Here is a 21,836-nt window from a genome sequence, read left to right as displayed (position 1 = left end):
TCACCCCGCCGTAGCTTCCTCCAGTTTGAAAGTTATCTCTGTTATGGGGGCATGGGTTCTCATGGAGGCTCCTATTATCTCGATGCCTACTATCTCCCCGTTTTCACCGTAATCTACGAGGACCCCCTTCTCGACCTCCACGGTATCAACTACCTTGGCATGGCTGAACCTGATGTACATCACATCATGCTTGGGATCGTAAGATATCTCCATCTACTCACCCCCGTACTTCTTTACCTTTGAGGTAACGTAGGCCGTGATGACAACTACCTCATTCTCAATTTCCTCGTAAATCACCCTAATGAGCTTTCCGTTTATCCGTTTTTGAGCCACCTTTCTTCCAAGGTATCCCTCTGTGGTATCATCTGGCGATTGGAGAGCCTCTTCCACGAGTTCCCTGCTTATCCCCCTTTCCTTCATTCTCTCCAGCGCGTGTGGAATGTATTTTATGCCCAAAGGTACCACCTGCCTTCATGGTAGAATGCTCCTTCCGTGCATACTGGCGAGAGGCTCCTCTATGCCGAAGAGCCTGAGCATGGTTGGAGCGAAGTCGTAGATGCTCAGCCGCGTTGCTCTGCTCTCGTCGAAGCCAGGCAGATACATTGAGAACACTCCGAACTCTGAGTGGTTTGCATCGTCCGGCCCGGTGTCGTTTTCCGGTAGATAATTGCTCGGGTGGCCGACGGTTCCCGCCGCGCGCCAGTTGAGGTTGTCAAAGTAGACCATTATGTCCGGCTTGCTTCCCTTCGCTATCGGATATATATCCTCCGGGTAGAACACCTTCGTGTCCCACTTCTCGCCGTTCGGGCCGCGTATGGAGCGTATCTGCTCAGCAACCTCGTCCCTTACCTTCTCGAACCTAGAGAGCGGTACCTTCCCGGCTTTCTCCCTTCCAAGGACGTTGAGGAAAACGCGCGAGTAGTAGCCGCCCCAGCCCCAGGCGGTGGTTTCCTTCCAGTCGACCTCAAGGCTCTCGAAGCGCTTGATCTTTCCGTCGTGGAGGGCCGCAGGGTTCTTTACCTTCAGCAGGCCCTCCTCAGCTAACCACTGGTTCACCGCGAAGTTGCCGTGCATGGCCTTTATCCCGTGGTCGGAGACGATGAAAACAGCGGTCTCGTCGAGGTCTATGAGCTTGAGCGTCTCGCCTATCTCCCTGTCCAGCAGCCTGTAGTAGTCCGGAATGACGTTCTCGTATTTGTTTCCCTTCCCGGGGTAGAGGTGGTGGTTCGGGTCGAAGTAGCGCCAGAAGGCGTGGTGGAGTCTATCCAGGCCAATCTCGACGAAGTGGAAGTAGTCCCACTCCTTCTCCTGAATGAGGTAGCGTATGACCTCGAACCGCTTCTCCGTCATCTCCCAGATGCCTTCCTTGACCTCGTCCTTGGCTTCCCTCCGGAACGGGACGTCGAAGATGTACTCCCCGACAAGGCGCTCTATCTCGCCCTTCAGCTCCCTCGGGTATGTGTAATCAACGCTCGCGTCTGGCGTTATGAAGCAGCTCACGAGGTGGCCGTTGATCGGCTTCGGCGGGTAGGTTGGCGGAACACCGACGATTATCGACTTCTTTCCGCGCTCACCGAGGTGATCCCAGAGAGTCGGCTCCTTGACCTTTTTGCTGTGAGCTATCCAGTAGTCGGTGTAGCTGTAGCCGGTCCTGTGCCTGAAGCCGTAGAGGCCGAGCTCGCCCGGCGTTTTTCCAGTAACCATCACCATCCACATTGGAATGGTTATCGCCGGTATTCCCGTCTGCATCGGGCCGTAGACGGACTTTTCGAGGAGCTTCTTCACGTTGGGCATGTCGTCGATGAAGCGGTTGAACAGCAGCTCCGGCGGGGCGGAGTCGAGGCCTATGACGAGCACCTTCTTCGTCCGCTCCATTCCCTCCTTAACTTTCCTTTCAAACTCCATTCTCCTCACCTCAGGTATTCTTCAACGATCTTGAGCGCGTCCTCGATTTTATCCCTCTCGCAGACGCAGCCGAGGACTTCCCTCTTGCCGCCGGCGTTGGTTCCGAGGGCTTTAATGCGTTCAATGACCTCGGCCATGTTTATCCTCTCCGCTTCCTCGCCGGAGATCCTGAAGTAAAGCTGTGCTTTTCCGTGGAAGTTCCCGTTGATGACCACCGCGCCCCTGTAACCGAGCTCCCAGACGAGCTTTCTGGCAACCTTTGAGATGATGTTGAAGGGGCTCTCGAAGCGGGCTATGGCGAAGCCGTTCCGCTCCTCGACGCCCGAAACCGCCCCCTCGATGGCCTCCCTGATCGCCTCTGCCTTTTTCACCCACGGCCCGTACTCAAGGAGCTCTTTCACCTCGTGGCTTAAAAGAACCCTAACTGCGTCCTCCACGGCTTCCCTGTCCACCGCTATGTAGTTCGAATCGATAAGCTCGACGAGCCTTAACGCATCTTCCCGCGAGATTCCCTCCCTTTCCAGAAGCTTTCTGACCCTCTCCAGCTCAAAGGCCTTCTCTCCTACGTCTCCAACGGCGCCGAGAGCGCTCCAGGCGTTGAAAAGCCCAAAGCGCTCTGAAACGACGAGTGAGCATGAGGGGTAGTGTTCGCCTTCGAGTGAGGGGTTCACCTGCTCAACGAGGGGGTTTTTGATTCTCCGCTGGGCGTGGTGGTCTATGAAGAGCGTCTCCACCTTTACCATCTCAACCTCGTCCGGAACGTTGAAGTCGAGGACGTAGAGCCTCTTGGCCTTCTCGATGGCGTCCCAGATCCTCTCGTCGAAGCGGAACTCACCTATCGGCGCCGTCATGTTGGTGAACCCGTCTAAGTCAAGCGCTTTGACCAGAAGGGCGGCAGAGGTTACTCCGTCCGTGTCCCAGTGGTGGACGATTAGGTTCACCTAACTCACCCGCAATAAATTTTATTTCTTTCCTCCAGGAACTCCTTAAGGACGTCCCGTTTTACCTTCTCCCCAAAGCTCTCAATGATGTCAGCCAGGCCAAGTTCTATGATGACCTTCCCGTGAGTGCCTTCTTTCAGCCTGACCTTTTTCAGAGGCTTGAAGACGCCGTTCTCGTAAACCACTTCAACTTCTTCCATTCCACTCACCACTAAGAAAATATATGTAAAGGGTAATAACGCTTTGCTTCACTCAACGAAGGGGTTCTCGAAGCTCCTGACGACCTCGTAGACCTCCGGCCTCATCATGTACTCCGGCGGTTGCTCACCGGCCATTATCATCTTCCTGAGCTTCGTCCCGCTTATGTGGACGTGGAACTCCTCGCCGTGCGGGCATATCTTCGCGTTCACCATTCCGCCGCACTTCTTGCAGTAAAAGGCCTCCCTGATGAACATCGGGGTTATGCCGAGGTCCGGGAAGTTGTCGAAGGTGTCCCAGGCCTCGTAGGGCCCGTAGTAGTCGCCGACACCTGCGTGATCCCTTCCGACGATGAAGTGCGTCGCACCGAAGTTCTTCCTCATTATCGCGTGGTGAATTGCCTCCCTCGGGCCCGCGTAGCGCATCTCGTAACGAACAGTAGCTAAAGTCGCGCTGTCCCTGGGGTAGTAGTGCCTGAAGAGCGCCTCGTAGGCCTTTATTATGACCTCGTCCTTGTAGTCGCCTTTCTTCTTCCTTCCGAGGACGGGGTTTATGAAGAGGCCGTCAACGAAGGTGAGTGCCGCCTTCTGGACGTACTCGTGGCCGAGGTGGGGCACGTTCCTTGTCTGGAAAGCCACTATCGTCTTCCAGCCCAGCTCCTTGAAGAGAACCCTCGTCTCGACCGGCCTGAGGGTGTATTTCGCGAAGGGGTTCGGGAGTTCGTTGAGGAGCTCAATCTCGCCCCCAACGAGGTAGTCGCCCATGCTCATTACCCTAGCGACGCCAGGGTGGTTGATGTCGTCCGTCTTGAAGACCTTGACGGCGAACTCCCTCTTATCGTAGGTGTATATCTCCTCGACGTGCATTCTAGCTATGGGAAGGTCGTCGTAGTAGAGGAGTATCGCGTCCCCCTCGTCGAAGGTTCTCTCGCCAACGTCGAGGACAATCGGGATCGTCCAGGGCGTGTCGTCGCTCAGGCGCATCTCATCAAGAACGTTCTGGAAGTCGTCGCTCGTGAGGAAGCCCTTGAGGGGTGAATAAACGCCGTGGGCGATGTTCTCGAGGTCTATTGCACGGCCGTGTTCGATCTGGACACGCGGGTATTCCCTCTGCTCGCTCAGGATCCTCTCGCGGGTTCTCTCGGCAACGAGTCTCCTGACAAGCTTGCCTCCGTGGGGCTTTGAGACCATGGTATCACCTCAAAAAGGAAAGGCCTCAGTCGAGGTAACCGAGGGCGCGAAGCCTCTCCTTGACCTTCTCTTCCTCCTCCTCGGTGAAGACCTCCTCCTTCTCCTCCTCTTCGAGACTCGCCAGAACCTCGCGGAGGACGTAGGTCACGTAGTCAGATACCGAGGTGAAGCCCGTGCCCTCTATTCTGGCCTTAATCTTGTCGTAGAGGGGCTTGGGTATGGAAACGGTGGTGTACTTCTTCTCCTCAGCCATCACAAACACCTCCAGCTTTAATGATACTTAATGACATTTAATTAAAAGGCCCCCCCGAATATTTAAAGATTTCCATTTCTTGTGGGAATGTTTGGGATATTTCGATGACAATCGTTTTAAGCCTCTGCACCAATTTTACAATGCAATGATGAGTGATGGGCGAACCGAAGGGTGAGGAAGGAAAGGTGATCGCTGAGCAAGCCTTTTAAGCGCCCTTCTCAACTTTTCTCGGGATGATGACTTCAGCCTTGTCTGAGGCTCGTGATGATGGAGTGACGGACTGACCGCCTTCTGCTTTTTTCGATTAGTCTAACAAAATTGGAAAACCTAATAAAGTTTGGTTCCGACGGCGGTATGGAAAGGTTTAAATATTGTGTGCATATGCACAAAATTGTGGTGGTACCGTGGAGGAGATTTACAAGCCGATATGGGTCAGCATAATTGGCAACGTTCTTCTCGCAGTCCTCAAGCTAATCGTGGGTTTCCTTTATTCCAGCATAGCCCTCATCTCGGACGGCGTTCATTCGCTGAGCGACGTCGTCACGAGCCTCATAGGTTATGCGGGGATAAAAATCTCCTCGAAACCGCCCGACAAAAGCCACCCCTTCGGCCACTCGCGCTTTGAACCTCTGGTGGCTTTCCTGATCGGTGAAGCCCTAATCGTGGTCGCCTACGAAATTGGAAGGGATTCCCTGATGAGGCTCCTCCACGGGGAGACCATAGAGGTAAATGGTCTCATGCTCGGGGTTACGGTGGTTTCCATACTCGCCAAGGAGCTCATGTTCCGCTATTCAGTTCACATTGGCAGGAAGCTCAACAGTCAGATCCTAATAGCCGACGCCTACCACCACAGGAGCGACGTCCTGAGCAGCGTTGCGGTTCTAATCGGTTTAGGTGCCCAGAAACTCGGCTTTCAGCATGGCGATTCCCTCGCGGGTCTCGTGGTTTCCGTCTTCCTCGTCAAGGTTGCCCTTGAGATAATTCTGGAAAACGTCGGCTACCTCACCGGAAAGGCCCCATCTTTCGAGGTGTGCGAGGAGATAAAGAGGCGCGCGTTGAGCGTTCCCAACGTCCTCGGCGTTCATGATTTAAGGGCCCACTACGTTGGTAGCAAGCTCCACGTCGAGCTCCACGTCGAGGTTCCACCGGAACTTTCTCTGAAGGAGGCCCACGACATCAGCGAGGAGGTGAAGAGGCGCATAGAAGAAATCCCCGATGTGGAGGTCGCCTTCGTGCACGTGGACATAAAGGGGGTCACCGAGTAGCCCCCCCAAAGTCCTTCAAATCGAAGACTAGGTAACCCTCTTTTCGGAGTTCCTCCTTCCCCTCAACGCGTTTCGCTATCATCCCATAGTACCTTCTTTTTCCAAGGTCTGCCTTCTCACCCTTCTCCTCAAGCGTCCTCAACACTTTGAGGGCTCCTCTCCTGGAGAGTTCCTTCCATTTGACCTCAAAGAGGCCCGCTTCACCGTTCAGACTGTTTAAAGCGACGAGGTCTATCTCCTCTCTCCTGTCCCACCATCTTCCGATTTTTGTGAAGCGGAAGGGTAGTTCATTCTTTGAGTTGAGCCTTATGAGGAACTCCCTGGCGACGCTCTCAAAGACCTCCCCGAGGTATTTGTTGAAGTCGTCCCTGAAGTCCTCGAACCTTATGGCGCCTATCTCGATATCGTCCCTGTAGGGATAGACAAAGCGGAGCCAGAAGCGGTAGTAGAAGTCCCTGACTCGGTACACGCCAAAGCGCTTCCTCTCCCTGACCGTTACCGGAAACTCCCTGTAAACCAGGTCGAGCGTTTCGAGGGTCTTCAGGTACTTTGGCAGGTTCGTAACGGCCACCTTCGTCTCGTTGGCTATCTCCGTCAGCTTGGTCTTACCGTCGTTTATTGCCTTCAGTATGTTGAGGTACGTGATGGGCTCCCTGAGCTCGTCCTTTAGCAATCTCTCTGCGTCCTCGTAGAGAACGCTGACCCTTCTGTAAAAGTTGCGCTCTATGTTTTCCTCAACACTTAAAGAATCATCGAAGTATTGAATGTAAGCAGGGATACCGTCTATCGTTCCGTAAACCTTGACGAGTTCTTCCCAGGAATAGCGGGAGAAGGCATCCCGCAGGTGGAAGAATCCGAGGGCTGACAGTTTGAGCTGTGCCGTCCTCCTTCCGTAGAGGGGGTTTTTGTAACTCATGAGGCCCTCCATGGTCGATATCGACGAGCCGAGAAGGATCAGCATGACCTGTGACTCCCTGAGGATCTCGTCCCATATGTACTGGAAGGTCGAGGGGATTGACCTGTCCTCCTCCACCCAGTAGGGGAACTCGTCTATCACGAAGACCAGCCTTCCAAAGTTTGCAACCTCTTCAAAGAACTCCTCAAGGTTTCTGGCCTCGATGAAGACGTTGAACCTCCGGTTGAAGCTCCTTACGATGCGCTCGAGTTCGAGCTCCATGGGCTCCTTCCTGGCAAGGAAGTAGAAGCTCTTTTTTCCCTCTATGAACCTCTTAACTAGTTCTGTTTTTCCGATGCGCCTGCGCCCGTATATCAGCACGAACTGGGCCTTTCCCTGGGAATAAAGCCCCTCCAGCGCTTTCAGCTCATCATCACGGTCGATGAACTTTAATACCATGATATTTAATATCGCGTTATTAATTTAAACGTTTCGGACCGCCTCCCTCAGATCCCCCAGAAACGCCTCCAGATGCTCCCTCTTCACGTGGGGCATCATGACTATCCTTATGTAACCGCGGTGGGCGCTTATACCCCACCCCCTTCTCTTGAGCTCCTCCTCGACTTCCTCGAGGTTTGGTGTCCCAAAGGAGACTATGTTGAGGACGGGCTCCCGTATCAGGTAAACCCCGGGTATCTTCTTCAGCTCCCGGGCGAACCACCTGCTCAGCTCCATGGCTTTCTTCACGACCCCTTTGTAGCCCTCAAAGCCGAGGTGCTTTATCATCGCCCAGACCGCGAGAGCGTTCGCTCCGGGTCTCGTACCAGTTATGGTTGCCTGCCACACCTTCCCACCGGCCAGATAAGGCGCGGGGACGCTTATCGCCTCCAGAAACCTCTTTTCCCTGAAGATTATTCCCCCTGCCGGAATCGGAACCATGCCCATCTTGTGGGGGTCTATGGTTACGCTCTTAACTCCCTTCAGCCTGAAGTCGAAGTCCGGAACCTCGTAGCCGAGCTCCTTGGCGAAGGGTATCACGAAGCCCCCGAAGGCGGCATCGACGTGGAGCGGAAGGCCGTAGTCTAAAGCCAAATCGCTTAAAGCGGGAATGTCGTCCACAACCCCTAAACCAGTCGTGCCGGCTATGCCGACTATCCCGACCGTGTTCTCTGTTATCTTCTCCTCGATGTCCCTCACGTTGACGGTGTAGTCGTTGTTGAGCTCGGCCCAGACGAGCTTAACGCCGAGCATCTCGCCCGCCTTGATGAATGAGAAGTGGGCGCTCTTCGGAAGAATCAGCTCGGGCTTCTCAACGTCCGCCAGGTTTCTGAAGGCCCTAACTGCCAAAATGTTGGCCTCGGTTCCGCCTGAAACGATATGTCCGTAGCCCTTTTCGAGGCCGAGGAGGTTCGAGAGCATCTCTATAGCCTCTTCCTCAACCTTCCTGCTCCCGACGTGCAGTCCGGGGTCTCCGAGGTTTCTGTCGATGAACTCGGTGACCACTTTAACCGCAAAGGGGTGTGGGTAGGTGCACATCGAGCCGAGGATCCTGCCCGAGTCAAAGGTTAAATCCTCACTCGTCTTTTTTCTCAGCTCTTCAAGGACATCTTCCTCGTCAGCGCCCCTCTCCGGAAACATCGTCTCACCAGCCCGAGCCTACTACCCGGCCGGGGATTTAAGCCTTTGCCCTCTTGAGGTAGGTCTTGAAGAACACGGGCGTTGTCAGGGCGGTGAGCATTGAGACCGCTATGACGCTGGCGAAGAGGACCTGGTCTATGAGGCCCGCGGAGAGGCCGAAGGTGAGTATGGCCAGCTCCAGGCTTCCCCTGCCGCCCATGCCTATGCCTATCGTCACCGCGTCCCTCCAGCTCAGGCCGAAGAGCCTCGCGCCGAGGCCGCAGCCGAGGAGCTTGCCCAGGACGGCCGCGAGATAGAGGGCCGCTATGAGGGCCAGGCTGATGTCGGCCAGAGGCGGGTTGAACATGAGGCCGACGTAGATGAAGAACAGGGGGATGAAGAACTCCGTCAGGACCACCTGGAGGTCGTTTATCAGCTCGTTGAGCTTTATCCTCGTCACCACGAGCGGGTCCTTCCTCTCGCGGAGCCTGCTTATCGTGAGTCCCGCCAGGTAGGCGCCGATTATCTGGTTCAGGCCGACCTTCTCGGCTATTATCGCCAGGGCGAAGGTGAGTATCAGCGTGAAGGTGAAGAAGACGTTGAGGTTCCTGACTATCGAGTAGAACCACCTGGCCCTCTTGAAGACGTACTCCGAGATTAGGAGCGTCACCGCGATGAAGGCGAATATCTTGACGGTCAGGATTCCAAAGGAGAGGACATCGAGTCCGCCGCTGGCGAGGGCGGTTATCACGCCTATCAGGTAAACGGCCATTATGTCGTCGGCAAAGGCCGCACCCATGAGTATCGACGAGACCTCGCGCTTCACCCGCTCCTTCACCAGGACGCCGCTGGTTACCTCTATGGCGGTGTTGCCCAGGGTGACCCCGATGAATATCGCGGCGGTGACGCCCTTGCCGAAGAGGTAAACGGTGGCGAAGCCGAGGAAGAAGGAGAAGGCCACGCCAAGGCCCGCCACGACGACGGCCTTCTTGGTGTTCTGGGCTATGGCCGAGAAGTTGCTGGTGAGTCCCATGTAGAGCATCATCATTATCAGGCCGAACTCCGCGAGAACCTCCAGCTCCTCCGTCGGCTCGATGACGCCGAGGACGAAGGGACCCAGCAGGATTCCGGTCAGCACGTGGGCTATTATCGGGTGTATCTCAACCCTCTCGAAGGCCCACTCTATGCTCTTCGCCGTCACGAGGAGAATCGCGAGTGCCGCTAGGAAGTCCACCTCAGTCCCCCCTGCCCAGCAGTGCGGCGACAACCCACAGCGCCATCAGGATTATCGCCAGTACCATGGCAGTCCCGGCCGCGCCCCTGCTCGTTCCGAAGACTATCGGTATGGGACCTATCATTATGACCCCGCCGCCCTCTATATCGCTCTCCCCACCTAGGGCAGAAACGAGGGTGCCTATAAAGACCAGTATGAAGCCGATGAATATCAGCGCCATTCCGCTCAGTATGAGGGCTTTGCCGTCCATACGCTATGGGCTTCTGGCTTTGTCTTTTAAAACTTAGCGCCGCACCCAAAGGGTTAAAATTCCAGTCCCCCACTCTCTACCATGCTAGTGCTCGTGGACCTGGACGACACCCTCTGCAACACCTGGGAGGCCGGCAGGTACAGCGTTCTCCGCCTGGTACCATACCTCCTCAGGCGGAGAAAGTTCAGGGCGTTCTTCTACATTCTCACGGCCCGCTATAGGGAGCTGGAGCAGCTCAGGGACCTCCACACTCTCGACTTCGATAAGCTCGTGGAGAGGGTTATGAGAAAGGTCTACGCGAAGGTTGACAGGGGAGAGCTGGAGGAGATAACCGAGCTCGTCGATAGGGTCTTCTTCTCGAACCTCCGTCTCTACCCCGATGCGCTCCCCTTCCTCGAGGGTGTCCGGGGGCTCGGTGCCCGGCTGGTTCTGATAACCGACTCCTCCACCAAGTGGCAGAGGAAGAAGCTCGAGTACCTCGGCATAAAGGACCACTTCGACGCCCTCATCATAAGCGGCGAAACCGGCCACAGCAAGCTTGAGCCCCACAACTTCAGGCTCGCGAGGCACCTCTTCCCGGACGAGGAGATATACATGGTTGGAGACCGGGACGACACTGACATGAGGGGAGGCAAGGAGATTGGGGCCACCACGATACTGGTTCAGAGGGGCTACTTCCGGGGGAGGCTCGCGAGGCACGCGGATTACGTGGTTAAGGATCTCCTCGAAGCCCTGGAGGTGATAAGGCGTGAGCATGAAAAGCGAGCTTAAGCGCAAGTCCCTCCACATGACCGGCCTGCTCGTCCCGCTCTCCTACCACCTCTTCGGAAGGGAGCTTACCCTGACTTTCATAGGTCTGGCCTTCTTCCTCTTCGTTGTCCTCGAGCCCTTCAGGATAATCGAGGAGCTGAGAGACAACATAAAGAGGAGGCTGAGCATATACGTCGATAACGATGTATTTGAGAGGGTGGAAGTTCTGGAGAAGCACATAGACGAGATTACCCGGTCCCACGAGCGCTACCGCGTCGCGGCCCACATCTACTTTGCCGCGGCATCTTTCATAGTCGTGTACTTCTTCCCGATGGAGATCGCCGTAGGTGCCATAACCGTCGCCACCGTTGGCGATGCCCTGGCGGCGATAATAGGAAAATCCCTCGGAAGGCACCGCTTCTCCAATGGAAAGAGCATTGAGGGTAGCCTGGCCTACTTCCTCGCCGGCGTTGCTATACTCTGGCCCCTCGTTGGCCTTCCGCTGGCCCTGATAGGTTCGGTCGCCGGAACCGTCGCCGAGTTCTACAACCTACCGCCTGACGACAACTTCTCCAACCAGCTGGCGGTGGCGCTGGCGGTTTACCTGGCTGGGTTACTCCTCTGAGGGCTAAAATCAGAAAAAGGGAAGAAACGGGCGGTCACTCTACCGTGACCGTGGCGAACTGGGTGAAAGTATCGACGTCTCCCCACTCCTGGCCTGGGTCGTTGTCCTTGACGGCTTCCTGGAGCGGCAGCGAATCGACTGCCGAGTCGCCGGCACCCTGCCCGGTGACGTAGGCGACGATGTTGATCTTCTCGGGCTTTCCTCCGAGGGCCTGCCACGGGATCGCTATCTCCAGCGTCTGCAGTCCGTCCTCTGCCCCGCCGGTGTAGGCGTAGAAGCCCACCCACTTGAGCTCTTCGTACCTCCAGCTTCCGTCGTTCCAGAGCATGAACTGGGCGCTGGTTATGTTGCTCGTTCCCTTGTCGCCGAAGAACTCGCCGTTCCAGAAGAAGTAGAGCTGTGCATCTATGCCCCTCTCGAAGTTAACCTTCCTGGCCCAGCTGTCCTGTCCAGTGGTGTAGCCGCCGTCCTTGTAGTCGAGGGCTATGCCGTAGGCGACCCTCCAGGAGGCCCTGTTCTCGGTGGTGAGGGCTATGTAGAGGAACTGGTCGTCGTAGTCGACGTAGAGGGCCTTGAGGTTCGCTCCGTCCTGACCGTAGCCGGTCTCATCGACCGCCACCGGCTGGACGTCCCAGTCGTCGAGGTTGCCGTCTATGGTCTTGGTGAGGTTCTTGGCGAGCTCCTGCATGTACTCCTCCCTCTCGAGCTCACCGCTCTGGGCCTTTTCGAGCATTACCTCCATCTCGCTGACGACCTTCTTGAGGCCGGTGTAGGCGCGGTATATCTTGAGTGAGGCTCCGAACGCGTAGTTCGGGCTGTCTATGAGCTCCTTGCCCTCGTTATAGAGCTTGAGAAGGTCCAGGACCTCTTTCTCCAGCTCGTTTATCCTGTCCTTCATATCTCCCGGAAGGGGCATGTTGTTTAGCTTGTTGCGGATCTCGATGTAGGTCTCATAATCCCTCTCAAAGTGCCTTATGCCGTAGTACTTGTTGTGTATCACGAAGGCGTTCTGGAATGCCATGAGCCTCTGGAGCTTGACGGAGACGACGCTTCCGCTCTCGATGATGTTGTCCATTCTTATGCGGACGTAGTAGTCGGGCACGTTGTCGGCGAGCTCCTTGACGGTGGATTCGGTGCTTATGGTATCGACGATGTCGCTTATCCCGTCGTCCGCGAAGTCGTCGCCGAAGTTCCAGACGCCCTCGCCGTAGCTGAAGCCGGTCGCGACCTGGAAGCTGAACTCCCTCGCACCCTCAAATACGCTCACGGGGACCCTTACCTCGACGGTGTTCTTCTCGAGGTCCACGCCGACCATCGCTCCATCGACCTTCACGATGTTCCCGCTCGGGTCGAGGAAGTAGAGCAGCGAGGTCAGGCTGTTGCCGGCGGCCGCGGTCGCTTTGGTCTGGCCGACGTACTGCTTTCCTCCGAGGTTGATTGCCATCTGAATGTCCCAGGCTATGACCGTCCTGGTGTCCATTCTGCCCGCGAAGGTCTCCCCTCCGCCCGCTTTGTAGTCTATCGGCACCGCTATGAAGGTCGCGCCGTTGTCGCCTATCTTGATGTTGCTCATGTCCTTGAACTTGAAGAGGAAGTAGACGTAGCGGTCGTCCTTGGTGACGCCGACCTCGGTGATGTCAGCGTGGGAGGAGCTTCCGCCCGGAAGGTACGGGTCCTTGTCGTGCCTCTGGTCGTTATCGGCGTCCCTCCAGATGAAGTACCCGTTCTGGACGGTGTAGGAGTTGGGGGCTACCTCAGCGCTTATCCAGTCCTCCGGGTTGCCGTCCACGTCTATGTTGCCGACCCAGACGACCTTTACAGTCATGGTGAACTCGTTGTTGTTCTCGCTGGCCTCGGGTATGGCGTTCTCCCCGTCCACGACGGCCCTTATCGTGTAGACGCCGGTGGCGTTGGGCTTCCAGTTGAAGGCCAACCACTTCTCCTCTCCGGCTCCAAGGTCCACCGTCCAGTTGGCCGCGAGGGTGTCGTTCACGTAGACCTCAACGCTCGCGTTCTGGGCCGGCAGGGAGCCCTCGTTCCTGACGGTGACGTTGAAGACGGCGTTCCTGTTGAGGCCAACGACTCCCGGCCCGCTCACGCCGACGGTCAGGTCGGCCATGAGGAACCACTCGCCGACGAGCATGTTTGTGAAGGTGTCGGTGTCTCCCCACTCGTTGCCTATGTTGGTGTAGTCTATGGCTGGATCAACCGGAATGCTGTCCACGGCAGAGCCGCCGCTCCCGGTTATCCAGGACATAACGGCGAACCTGGAGCGCTTGCCGCCGAGGGCGCTCCATGGAATGGCTATCTCGAGGGTCTGAAGGCCCGTTGAGGTGTCGCCGGTGTAGGCAAACTTGGCCCCAACGTCTGCCAGGCTTCCGTAGTTCCAGCCGCTTCCGGTGTAGGTGTTGAAGTTGTCGGTTCCCATTCCGCTGTTCCAGCCCCACCAGAAGTAGAGTTCATAATCAACGGCGAATCCGTTCGAGAACTCAACGCTTCTTCCCCAGGAGTCTCCACCGGAAACGTAACCGTTGCCGGTTCCGGGGTCAATGTCTATTCCTATTCCGTAGGCCACGTCCCAGCTTCCGGTGTTGTTGGTCTTGATGGCTATGTAAAGGTACTGATCGTCCCAGGAGACGTACATCTTGTCGAGGTTCGCTCCGGCCTGTCCGTTGTCCCTTCCAACCACCAGAAGGTCGGCATCGCTCCAGTCGCTCAGGTTGCCGTCTATGGTCTTGGGAGCGACGTAGAGAACCGCCATGTTGGTGAAGGTGTCGGTGTCTCCCCATTCGTTTCCGATGTTGTTGTAGTCTATGGCCGGGTCAACCGGCAGACTGTCCACCGCTGAGCCGCCGCTTCCGGTGACCCATGCCATCACCGCTATCTTCTCCGGCTTTCCTCCCAGGGCGCTCCACGGTACCTTTATCTCGACCGTCTGTAGACCGGTCGATGTATCGCCGGTGTAGGCGAAGCTCCCGCCGACGCCGGAGATGCTGTTGTAGTTCCAGCCGCTTCCGGTGTAGGTGTTGAAGTTGTCGGTTCCCATTCCGCTGTTCCAGCCCCACCAGAAGTAAATCTCGTAGTCGGGAGCAAAGCCGTTGGAGAACTCAACGCTTCTTCCCCAGGAGTCTCCACCGGAAACGTAACCGTTGCCGGTTCCGGGGTCAATGTCTATTCCTATTCCGTAGGCCACGTCCCAGCTTCCGGTGTTGTTGGTCTTGATGGCTATGTAAAGGTACTGATCGTCCCAGGAGACGTACATCTTGTCGAGGTTCGCTCCGGCCTGTCCATTGTTCCTTCCAGCGGCTATGAGGTCAGCGGAAGTCCAGTCGCTCAGGTTCCCGTCGATGATTTTAGTGCCGTATGCTGCACTTGCAAGTCCGCTGAAGGTCGGCACCAGGCCGAGCACTAGAATGGACATCAATATGAGGGTGGTTGCTTTCTTCACATTATCCACCTCCGATGAGGCCAAATCCCCGGGGGTGTACGATAGTCACCCGTGGTGAGTATTACGAGAAAAAGGTTTATATGCCTTTCTTTCCATATCACCGGTAGTGATAACAGCTTTGGTGGGTGGTTGCCAATGGTGAACTTCATCTTCGGGATTCACAACCATCAGCCCCTCGGAAACTTCGGCTGGGTCTTTGAGAGCGCCTACGAGAGAGCTTACAGGCCCTTCATGGAGACGCTGGAGGAGTACCCCAACATGAAGGTTGCGGCTCACTACTCCGGCCCGCTCCTTGAGTGGCTGGCCGAGAACAAACCCGAGCACATAGACCTGCTTAGGAGCCTCGTGAAGAGGGGCCAGCTTGAGATAGTCGTTGCCGGCTTCTACGAGCCAGTCCTTGCGGCGATTCCGAAGGAGGATAGAATAGAACAGATCAAGCTCCTCAAGAACTTCGCGAAAGAGCTCGGCTACGATGCCAGGGGCGTCTGGCTGACCGAACGCGTGTGGCAGCCGGAGCTGGTGAAAAGTCTCAGGCAGGCGGGGATAGAGTACGTCATCGTCGATGACTATCACTTTATGAGCGCCGGGCTTAGCAAGGAACAGCTGTTCTGGCCGTACTACACAGAGGACGGCGGGGAGGTTATAGCAGTCTTTCCAATAGACGAGAAATTGCGTTACCTAATACCGTTCCGTCCAGTGGAGAAAACTCTTGAGTACCTCCACTCCCTCGATGACGGCGACGGGAGCAAGGTCGCGGTCTTCCACGACGACGGCGAGAAGTTCGGTGTCTGGCCCGGAACGTACGAGTGGGTCTACGAGAGGGGCTGGCTCAGGGAGTTCTTTGACAGGATTTCGAGCGACGAGCGGATCAACCTCACCCTCTACTCCGAGTACCTCTGGCGCTTCAGGCCTAGGGGGCTGGTCTACCTGCCAATCGCATCTTACTTCGAGATGAGCGAGTGGAGCCTTCCGGCGGAGCAGGCCAAGCTCTTCGTCGAGTTCGTTGAAAAGCTCAAGGGGCAGGGCCAGTTCGAGCGCTACCGTGTCTTCGTCAGGGGAGGAATCTGGAAGAACTTCTTCTTCAAGTACCCCGAGAGCAACTACATGCACAAGAGAATGTTGATGGTAAGCAAGCTTGTCAGGGACAACCCGGAGGCGAGAGGCTACCTCCTCAAGGCCCAGTGCAACGACGCCTACTGGCACGGCGTCTTCGGAGGCGTCTACCTCCCCCACCTGCGTAGGGCCGTGTGGGAGAACATCATAAAGGCCAACAGTTACGTCTCCACCGGCAGCTTCGTCCGCGACATAGACTTCGACGGTAGGGACGAGGTCTTCATCGAGAACGAGAACTTCTACGCGGTCTTCAAGCCGGCCTACGGTGGGGCGCTCTTCGAGCTCAGCTCAAAGAAAAAGGCGGTGAACTACAACGACGTGCTCGCGAGGCGCTGGGAGCACTACCACGAGGTTCCCGAGGCGGCCACTCCAGAGGGAGAAGACGGCGAAGGAGTGGCCAGCATACACGAGGTCGGGAGGAAGATTCCGGACGAGATACGGCGGGAGCTGGCTTACGACGACCACCTGAGGGCCCTCCTCCAGGACCACTTCCTTGAGCCTGAGACGGCCCTCGACGAGTACCGCCTCAACAGGCACATCGAGCTGGGAGACTTCGTAACCGGTGCCTATAACTACAGCACCTTCGAGGGCGGGATAACCCTCTGGCGCGACGGTACCGTTTCAGGAAGACCCGCGCGTGTTGAGAAGTCCTTCCGCCTGGGTGAGGACGGCTTCGTCGTGGACTACACCGTGAGGAGTGAAAGCAAGGCCCTCTTCGGCGTCGAGCTTAACCTGGCCGTCCACAGCGTCATGGAAAGCCCTGGAGAGTTTGAGGCTGAGAGGTTCGAGGTGAACGACCCCTACGGTATTGGGAGGGTTGCGGTAGAGCTGGACAAAAAAGCGAGGGTCTGGAAGTATCCGATAAAGACCCTCAGCCAGAGCGAGAGCGGCTGGGACTTCATTCAGCAGGGCGTCAGCTATACAATCCTCTTCCCGGTCGAGGGTGAGCTTCGCTTCAGGCTCCACTTTAGGGAGCTCTGAGTTTTCCACTTTCAAATTTTCCCCGATTCCAAAATTTTTTTAAACCCTTTTTACGAGTCTAAGTTGGGGGGTTGTGGTGATCGAGGACGCCTCGAGAAACGCTGTTATTGGCCAGGTGGTCCTCATACTCTCTGGCCTGCTCGGTGGCTTCCTGGGCTTTTTGATCTCTCTATTCGGACTTGGTGCCTACGCTCTGGGAATGAGCGGCTTTGCAGATGTCTTCGGCGATTCGAGGATATTCAGGTTCGTGGTCTTTTCAATAATCTTCGCCCTGGCTGGGGGCGCCGTGATTCTGGGGGGCTTTCCACGGTTTGGCCTGCTTCTCTTGGCCATTGGTTCGGTCTTCGACGTTCTCGCCAACTACTACCTCTACGAAGCCTCGGGGGTTCCTGCAATAATCTGGGGATACGGTCTTATGCTCCTCGGTATCCCTCTGCTGCTGATCTACATTGGTATCCTCTTCATAGTCATCGGCAGGGTGATGGTCATCTACGGCTACCACGCGATACCTGAGGTTTACAGGATAAGGAAAAAAGCCAGAAACCACGTGGGCCTCAGCTAGGGTGGCCATCATCACAGCTCAGGGCCCGAAGTCTTGTTAGTAGCAGTTAAAAAAGTGGAAAAATTAGACGTTCACCCATCAGTTTTGCTGTTTTCTGAGATACGCCACGATCCCCAGGGTTGCCAGTACAAGCAACGAAATATTGGGGGAGAAGGGCACCTGTGCAAGGTCCACCGTCGTCAGGGTGTTTCCGTTGTCAGTCATCGAGTCACTGCCGTAACAGATCCTCTCCGCCCCGAGACCCTCGTACACCCAGGCGGATATTCCTATGGTTCCGCTGGGACTACCTATCACTCCCAGGGGGATCTGCATCTCAACGACGTTGTTGAGGGCCACGAACACCGTGTGGGACGGGTCGCCGTTAGCGACGTTGTTCCAGCTGGAGTCGTAGACGTCGAGGAATTCTGCGTTTCCATCGCTGACGCCGGGCTTGTTGAGGAATGCGTAGGCCCTGTAGTCGAGGTTTCCGTCGTTATCTGTATCGAAGCCTACTCCGACGAGGGGAGCGGGGTTGGTTCCTATTGGCAGCGTGTCCTTGAACTTGACGAGGACGTAGATGTGGTCCCCGTCGGCCCTCAACTGGACCTCTGTGATGTTGTATGTTCTTCCAGTGCAGGGGGACGTGTAGGCGTCGTTGGCGTCCTTCCAGACGAAGGTTCCATCGACTATACCTGAGCTGTCGGGCGCTATCGTCTCGTCGTTGGCCCAGGCTCCTCCAGGCCCCGTGACCGCGTCCCCGTCTATTCCTTCGGTGGGGTTCTTGGTTCCAAGGTTCACGTAGAACCTCCTGCTGTACGTTTGCACGGTCCATACCTTGAACCTGTCGAGGGTCGTGGCGTTGTAGACGTGCTCACCCTCGGGAAGGTCGCTCAATGAAGTCCACCAGGATTTCAGGTTCGAGCTACCCGTCATCCGGTATGTCGTCCCATCGAGGGTCAGGTTGCTCTGGTTGAGCTGCTTGTACCATGTCGTGACGTTGAGGGTGACCTCCTGCACGTCCACTATCGAGTCCCTCTCGGGGGTCGGATACGTCCAGCCAACCCTCTGGGGCGTTGCGTCGCTCGCGTTCACCAGACCGTAACCCGTGTAGTAGTCGGCCCCCGTGGCGTTTATGTCCTTTGAGGTTTTCTCTATGATCCAGATCATGGTATCTGGTGTTATCGTTGATCTCGCGCTCAGCACGTCCGCCACCACGCCGGCAACGTGGGGGGCGGCTGCGGAGGTTCCGGAAAATGACCCTAAGCTATAGGTTGCGACACCGTCCGGGGCAACAACGTTGGGCTTGAGCCAGTAACCCGTCTGCAGGTAGGGGTTGTACGCCGGTCCCATCGCGCTGAAGTTTTCAGGCGTTGAAACATCTTTCCAGTTCACCGCACCGACGGTGAGAACACCGGGGTGGTCGCCGGGTGGGCTCACGCTGCCTTCCTCCACTACAGCTCTGTAGGTGCCGTCATCGCGATACCAGTAACCCGCCACTTTGGTCCACCAAATGTCGAAGTGCATTGAATTGGCATCTGGCGCATTGTTTTTAGTAACGACCAACATGCAGTGATGGTTTTCGCCGTCGTCCCAGCCCTTGCTGGCGAGGTCGAAGTAAATGTATTCCAAGGGCTCCTGTCCAAAGGCGCCGTTTTGGAGGTCTTCAGAACTGGCCACAGTTTCCCATGCACTCCCGTTATCACAAAGGAGATAGGCGTCAAAATCGTTCGTTGGCCCACGGGCTGGATACGGATAGTCGGTCCACCGTATCCAGGCCTGGAATGTTCTGGAAACACCGCTGTTGAGTACCACCTGTATGGCCTCCCTATCGAGTTCAACGCTGGAAGAATCGCTCGCCGTGCCATAGATGTCCAGGTAGCCGTCTCCATCGGCGTCCTTCCAGTCACCTTCCCAGTGCTTGTCTCTGCCATTTCCAGCAGCGTTTACCCAGACGATACCGTTCTCAAGGGTGTGGTTGATTACCCGATAAACGTCCCAGAACTCCGGAATTCCATCGTTGTCCGTGTCGAACTGACTCGGCCCCCAGCCGTAGTTGCTTATCGAGTGGGATACCACCTTAACCCCGTTGTCCGCAAACCATTTGGTAACGTTGTACATCTCCTCCGTGGTTGAATAGACCCCCAGGTACATTCCATCTATTCCCGGGGCCACGTCGTATATTATCTCCGCGCACGCGCTCCCGTGAACCCCGCTTCCGGTGCCGTAGTCAGCGTACAGCTGCGTGTTCTGTGGTAGCTCACCGGCCTGTATTAGGTTCTGGTAGTTGGAGAACCCCCCTACCCCACTGGGTATGTCAAGCACTCCAACCCTTACCCCGCTACCGTTGTAACCCTTGCTCCAGGCATAGTGGGCTGAAATGTTGTAGACACCCTGACTGAGCACGCTACCTGCCGTTGGTTGTGCTAAAGGGATTTCACCGTCCCTTACGTAGGCCACGAATGTCAGGCTCTCAGCTGCTGTGAGTGTTCTCTCGTCGGGAACCACTGCCACTATAGGATTAGCACCAGCGTCCAGAACGATCACGCCCTTCTGCTCTAGAAGGGCCTTGGCGGATCGTATGGCTTCTTTGAAGCTTTTGCCTTTGAAGTAATCCGGGTCAATGTATATCAGAACGCGGACTCCCTTTGGATTGGATTTTACCTGTTGGCCTTCTGGAATGAAGTCAGACTCCCGTAGCTTTTGGACGATGCTGGGATCGTGCTTCCCGCCTTTCTTCTCTGAGGGTGTTGTGGCCGGAGTGATTGGTGGAAGCGACACCTTAACGGGTTTTACGCTTGGTGACTTTGGAGATGGAGCCGTTGGAACAGTGGCCTGAGGGTATGAAGCCGGTTGGGGTATCGCTGAGTGCTCTGGCTTTATAATTTCAAAAGGTTCCCCATCGGTGTTCTTTTGGGGGAGGGTTGCCTCGATGGGAGGGTGCTGTTTTACTGTTTGTGGCGAACTTCTTCCGTAGCTTATCCAGATTCCCACTAGGGACGTTAGTATTACTACTAGAACAACAACCGTTGCGACTTTTCTCATGGGGATCCCCAAAACATTATGGGATTAGAAAGACTTAAGTTTTTTCTTTGTCCAATTCATCTTTGCTTTATCATGAGCTCCAATGGCTCCTCAAGCCTCCAGAACCTGCAGAAGGAGCAAACCTCTCCGCTCGATGGCATGCCGCAGACCCTGCACTCCCTAAGCTCCGCCCTTTCCAGCTCGGCCTCGAAGAGATGCTTTTTCCTCAGGTAGCCCTTGACGAAGTTCATCTTCGTTCCGGGCCTCTTCTCCTCCATCTCGTTCAGGATTTCCTTGTACTCTATCGTCGTCGCTCCGACCGCGTGCGGGCACTCCTCGATGTGGTACTCTATGCCGTTGGCGAGGGCATAAGCCACCACTTCCCTCTCGGTCAGCTCGTAGAGGGGCTTCACCTTCTTCACGAGCTTGCCGTTGAACTCGCCCGGCGTCACCGGCCCCTGCTTCGCTAGATACTGCGTGTTCCAGTGCATGAGGTTCGAGAATATGAAGCTCGCCTCGTCGTCGAGGTTGTGGCCGGTAGCTACAGCGTCGAAGCCGTTGTCGTAGGCGAACTTGTTGAAGATGTACCTCTTCGTCAGCCCGCAGTAGGAGCAGGTCGGTCTGCGCGTCCTCACTTCCCCGATGCCCTTCCCGAGGAGCTCTTTGACGCGGACGACGTGGAGAGGAACGCCCAGAGCCTCGCACTGTCTCTTTGCGTACTCCTCGCTCTTCTCGGAATACTCGCCGATGCCGAGGTTTATGTGGAGGCACTCGATGTCGTAGCCGAGCTTCTTGAGGACGTGAGCGGTAACGGCCGAGTCCTTGCCCCCGCTGACGACGACCAGGACCCTCTCGTCCGGCCTGAGCATCTTGTAGCGCTCTATCGTCCTCTTCACCTTCCTCTCGAAGTACTCCGTGAAGTGCTCCTCGCAGAGGTACATCTTGGGATAGTGGAGCTTGATGAACGCGCTCCTCTCGCAGAACTTGCACCTCATCGGCATTTTATCTCACCGAAAATAGAAGATGTCGGGGGCTTTTAACGTTATCCTCTCCGTACTTTAAATGGATACACACCCTTCTTTTTTGCCACGATTGCGGCGTAGTAGAACTTGTCCCTCCTCCATTCGTCTATTATCCCCTCGGTGCTCTTCATCAGCTTGACGTATACCTCTCGGATCTCATCGTACTCCCTCACAACTGGTCGGCCCTGCTTTGCGGTTCTTATCTTAACCTTTGGGACGTCCCTCTTGAGGATCAGGCCTCTCCTTTCATATTCAATTCCTCCGAACTTGCCTGCGTAGGCCCTTCCCGCACTGTCCACGATAATCACCGTCGCACTCTTTGGCATGCCCTCCAGGAGGGCGCGTTTGTCTATTTTAACGGCGTGCTTAACGGCGACCTTGGTGTTCTGCCGGTTCTTGGGGGTTATGTTATAGTCCGGGTCCTTGAAGGCTCTTATGATGTTGAGCCCCCTGCTGAGCTCAAGCTCCTCCTCCCATTCCTTTTCCCTCCTCCCTGAGAGAACGAGGTACGCAACCGCCGAGCCTATCACCATTGCGAGCGCTTCCATACGACCACCCATCAAAATTGTATCGCGGGATCTTAGAAA

At 56.1% G+C, this 21,836-nt stretch carries 20 protein-coding genes; 5 read left to right on the top strand and 15 right to left on the bottom strand.

Going from position 1 to position 21,836, the window contains the following annotated elements:
* Genes CL1_RS05120 through CL1_RS05090 form a run of 7 tightly spaced genes read right to left on the bottom strand, consistent with a single transcriptional unit; the run spans position 1 to position 4,487 of the window.
* On the bottom strand, positions 1-213 hold the full coding sequence (locus CL1_RS05120; RefSeq protein WP_014788825.1) for a DUF2283 domain-containing protein: 213 nt from the start codon (positions 211-213) through the stop codon (positions 1-3).
* On the bottom strand, positions 214-456 hold the full coding sequence (locus CL1_RS05115) for a DUF4258 domain-containing protein (RefSeq protein ID WP_052304114.1): 243 nt from the start codon (positions 454-456) through the stop codon (positions 214-216).
* Between the two features lie 15 nt (positions 457-471).
* On the bottom strand, positions 472-1,905 hold the full coding sequence (locus CL1_RS05110; RefSeq protein WP_014788823.1) for an alkaline phosphatase family protein: 1,434 nt from the start codon (positions 1,903-1,905) through the stop codon (positions 472-474).
* Positions 1,906-1,910: 5 nt separating this feature from the next.
* Positions 1,911-2,846, bottom strand: a complete 936-nt coding sequence (locus CL1_RS05105) for a DHH family phosphoesterase (protein WP_014788822.1) — start codon at positions 2,844-2,846, stop codon at positions 1,911-1,913.
* A gap of 5 nt (positions 2,847-2,851) precedes the next feature.
* A complete protein-coding gene (locus CL1_RS05100; protein WP_014788821.1) occupies positions 2,852-3,046 on the bottom strand; it encodes an antitoxin family protein in 195 nt (64 codons plus the stop codon).
* 48 nt (positions 3,047-3,094) lie between these two features.
* Positions 3,095-4,234 carry a sulfate adenylyltransferase gene (sat, locus tag CL1_RS05095; protein ID WP_014788820.1) on the bottom strand — a complete coding sequence of 380 codons (1,140 nt, stop codon included), beginning with the start codon at positions 4,232-4,234 and terminating at the stop codon, positions 3,095-3,097.
* A 25-nt stretch (positions 4,235-4,259) separates the two neighbouring features.
* Positions 4,260-4,487 (bottom strand): ribbon-helix-helix domain-containing protein, encoded by a 228-nt coding sequence (locus CL1_RS05090; protein WP_014788819.1) that lies wholly within the window; start codon positions 4,485-4,487, stop codon positions 4,260-4,262.
* A 404-nt stretch (positions 4,488-4,891) separates the two neighbouring features.
* Between CL1_RS05090 and CL1_RS05085 the strand changes: the two genes are divergently transcribed.
* Positions 4,892-5,752: a cation diffusion facilitator family transporter gene (locus CL1_RS05085; protein ID WP_014788818.1), complete on the top strand. Its 861-nt coding sequence runs from the start codon at positions 4,892-4,894 to the stop codon at positions 5,750-5,752.
* Here the strand turns inward: CL1_RS05085 and CL1_RS05080 are convergent.
* Genes CL1_RS05080 through CL1_RS05065 form a run of 4 tightly spaced genes read right to left on the bottom strand, consistent with a single transcriptional unit; the run spans position 5,742 to position 9,748 of the window.
* Positions 5,742-7,106, bottom strand: a complete 1,365-nt coding sequence (locus CL1_RS05080) for an ATP-binding protein (protein WP_014788817.1) — start codon at positions 7,104-7,106, stop codon at positions 5,742-5,744. The genes CL1_RS05085 and CL1_RS05080 overlap by 11 nt on opposite strands.
* A 24-nt stretch (positions 7,107-7,130) precedes the next feature.
* A complete protein-coding gene (gene mfnA, locus CL1_RS05075; protein WP_014788816.1) occupies positions 7,131-8,285 on the bottom strand; it encodes a tyrosine decarboxylase MfnA in 1,155 nt (384 codons plus the stop codon).
* Positions 8,286-8,322: 37 nt separating this feature from the next.
* Complete coding sequence (locus CL1_RS05070; protein ID WP_014788815.1) at positions 8,323-9,498, bottom strand: cation:proton antiporter; 1,176 nt, start codon at positions 9,496-9,498, stop codon at positions 8,323-8,325.
* Between the two features lies 1 nt (position 9,499).
* Positions 9,500-9,748, bottom strand: coding sequence for a TIGR00304 family membrane protein (locus tag CL1_RS05065; protein ID WP_014788814.1), 249 nt, complete (start codon positions 9,746-9,748; stop codon positions 9,500-9,502).
* 81 nt (positions 9,749-9,829) lie between these two features.
* On the opposite strand from CL1_RS05065, the gene CL1_RS05060 reads away from it, so the two are divergent.
* The gene (locus tag CL1_RS05060; RefSeq protein WP_014788813.1) at positions 9,830-10,519 is read left to right on the top strand and encodes an HAD family hydrolase; all 690 of its coding nucleotides are present in this window, start codon (positions 9,830-9,832) and stop codon (positions 10,517-10,519) included.
* Positions 10,497-11,123, top strand: coding sequence for a diacylglycerol/polyprenol kinase family protein (locus CL1_RS05055; RefSeq protein WP_048151962.1), 627 nt, complete (start codon positions 10,497-10,499; stop codon positions 11,121-11,123). The genes CL1_RS05060 and CL1_RS05055 overlap by 23 nt, the downstream gene beginning before the upstream one ends.
* Positions 11,124-11,157: 34 nt before the next feature.
* Here CL1_RS05055 and CL1_RS05050 read toward each other — a convergent pair whose 3' ends face one another.
* Positions 11,158-14,544: a CARDB domain-containing protein gene (locus CL1_RS05050; RefSeq protein WP_014788811.1), complete on the bottom strand. Its 3,387-nt coding sequence runs from the start codon at positions 14,542-14,544 to the stop codon at positions 11,158-11,160.
* Positions 14,545-14,700: 156 nt separating this feature from the next.
* Between CL1_RS05050 and CL1_RS05045 the strand changes: the two genes are divergently transcribed.
* Both CL1_RS05045 and CL1_RS05040 read left to right on the top strand, forming a co-directional pair.
* Complete coding sequence (locus tag CL1_RS05045) at positions 14,701-16,665, top strand: alpha-amylase/4-alpha-glucanotransferase domain-containing protein (protein WP_187287179.1); 1,965 nt, start codon at positions 14,701-14,703, stop codon at positions 16,663-16,665.
* Positions 16,666-16,741: 76 nt separating this feature from the next.
* A complete protein-coding gene (locus CL1_RS05040; RefSeq protein WP_048151956.1) occupies positions 16,742-17,227 on the top strand; it encodes a hypothetical protein in 486 nt (161 codons plus the stop codon).
* Between the two features lie 78 nt (positions 17,228-17,305).
* On the opposite strand, the gene CL1_RS05035 is transcribed toward CL1_RS05040, so the two are convergent.
* The 3 genes from CL1_RS05035 to CL1_RS05025 all read right to left on the bottom strand — a co-directional run bounded on the left by CL1_RS05035 (position 17,306) and on the right by CL1_RS05025 (position 21,797).
* On the bottom strand, positions 17,306-19,984 hold the full coding sequence (locus CL1_RS05035; RefSeq protein WP_237266285.1) for a S8 family serine peptidase: 2,679 nt from the start codon (positions 19,982-19,984) through the stop codon (positions 17,306-17,308).
* Positions 19,985-20,304: 320 nt separating this feature from the next.
* Positions 20,305-21,222, bottom strand: coding sequence for a tRNA-5-methyluridine(54) 2-sulfurtransferase (gene ttuA / locus CL1_RS05030; RefSeq protein WP_048152376.1), 918 nt, complete (start codon positions 21,220-21,222; stop codon positions 20,305-20,307).
* A gap of 47 nt (positions 21,223-21,269) precedes the next feature.
* On the bottom strand, positions 21,270-21,797 hold the full coding sequence (locus tag CL1_RS05025; RefSeq protein WP_014788807.1) for a hypothetical protein: 528 nt from the start codon (positions 21,795-21,797) through the stop codon (positions 21,270-21,272).
* Positions 21,798-21,836: the final 39 nt, after the last annotated feature.

Source organism: Thermococcus cleftensis (assembly GCF_000265525.1).
Classification (GTDB): domain Archaea; phylum Methanobacteriota_B; class Thermococci; order Thermococcales; family Thermococcaceae; genus Thermococcus; species Thermococcus cleftensis.
The sequence above is the reverse complement of the archived record's forward strand: the minus strand, read 5'-3'. Positions and strand labels throughout refer to the sequence as shown.

Excerpts from the sequence above, each read along its gene's own strand:
- CL1_RS05120 (WP_014788825.1), bottom strand. The coding sequence starts at position 213 with ATGGAGATATCTTACGATCCCAAGCATGATGTGATGTACATCAGGTTC.
- CL1_RS05110 (WP_014788823.1), bottom strand. The coding sequence starts at position 1,905 with ATGGAGTTTGAAAGGAAAGTTAAGGAGGGAATGGAGCGGACGAAGAAG.
- CL1_RS05100 (WP_014788821.1), bottom strand. The coding sequence starts at position 3,046 with ATGGAAGAAGTTGAAGTGGTTTACGAGAACGGCGTCTTCAAGCCTCTG.
- sat (WP_014788820.1), bottom strand. The coding sequence starts at position 4,234 with ATGGTCTCAAAGCCCCACGGAGGCAAGCTTGTCAGGAGACTCGTTGCC.
- CL1_RS05090 (WP_014788819.1), bottom strand. The coding sequence starts at position 4,487 with ATGGCTGAGGAGAAGAAGTACACCACCGTTTCCATACCCAAGCCCCTC.
- CL1_RS05080 (WP_014788817.1), bottom strand. The coding sequence starts at position 7,106 with ATGGTATTAAAGTTCATCGACCGTGATGATGAGCTGAAAGCGCTGGAG.
- mfnA (WP_014788816.1), bottom strand. The coding sequence starts at position 8,285 with ATGTTTCCGGAGAGGGGCGCTGACGAGGAAGATGTCCTTGAAGAGCTG.
- CL1_RS05065 (WP_014788814.1), bottom strand. The coding sequence starts at position 9,748 with ATGGACGGCAAAGCCCTCATACTGAGCGGAATGGCGCTGATATTCATC.
- CL1_RS05060 (WP_014788813.1), top strand. The coding sequence starts at position 9,830 with ATGCTAGTGCTCGTGGACCTGGACGACACCCTCTGCAACACCTGGGAG.
- CL1_RS05050 (WP_014788811.1), bottom strand. The coding sequence starts at position 14,544 with ATGTCCATTCTAGTGCTCGGCCTGGTGCCGACCTTCAGCGGACTTGCA.
- ttuA (WP_048152376.1), bottom strand. The coding sequence starts at position 21,222 with ATGAGGTGCAAGTTCTGCGAGAGGAGCGCGTTCATCAAGCTCCACTAT.
- CL1_RS05025 (WP_014788807.1), bottom strand. The coding sequence starts at position 21,797 with ATGGAAGCGCTCGCAATGGTGATAGGCTCGGCGGTTGCGTACCTCGTT.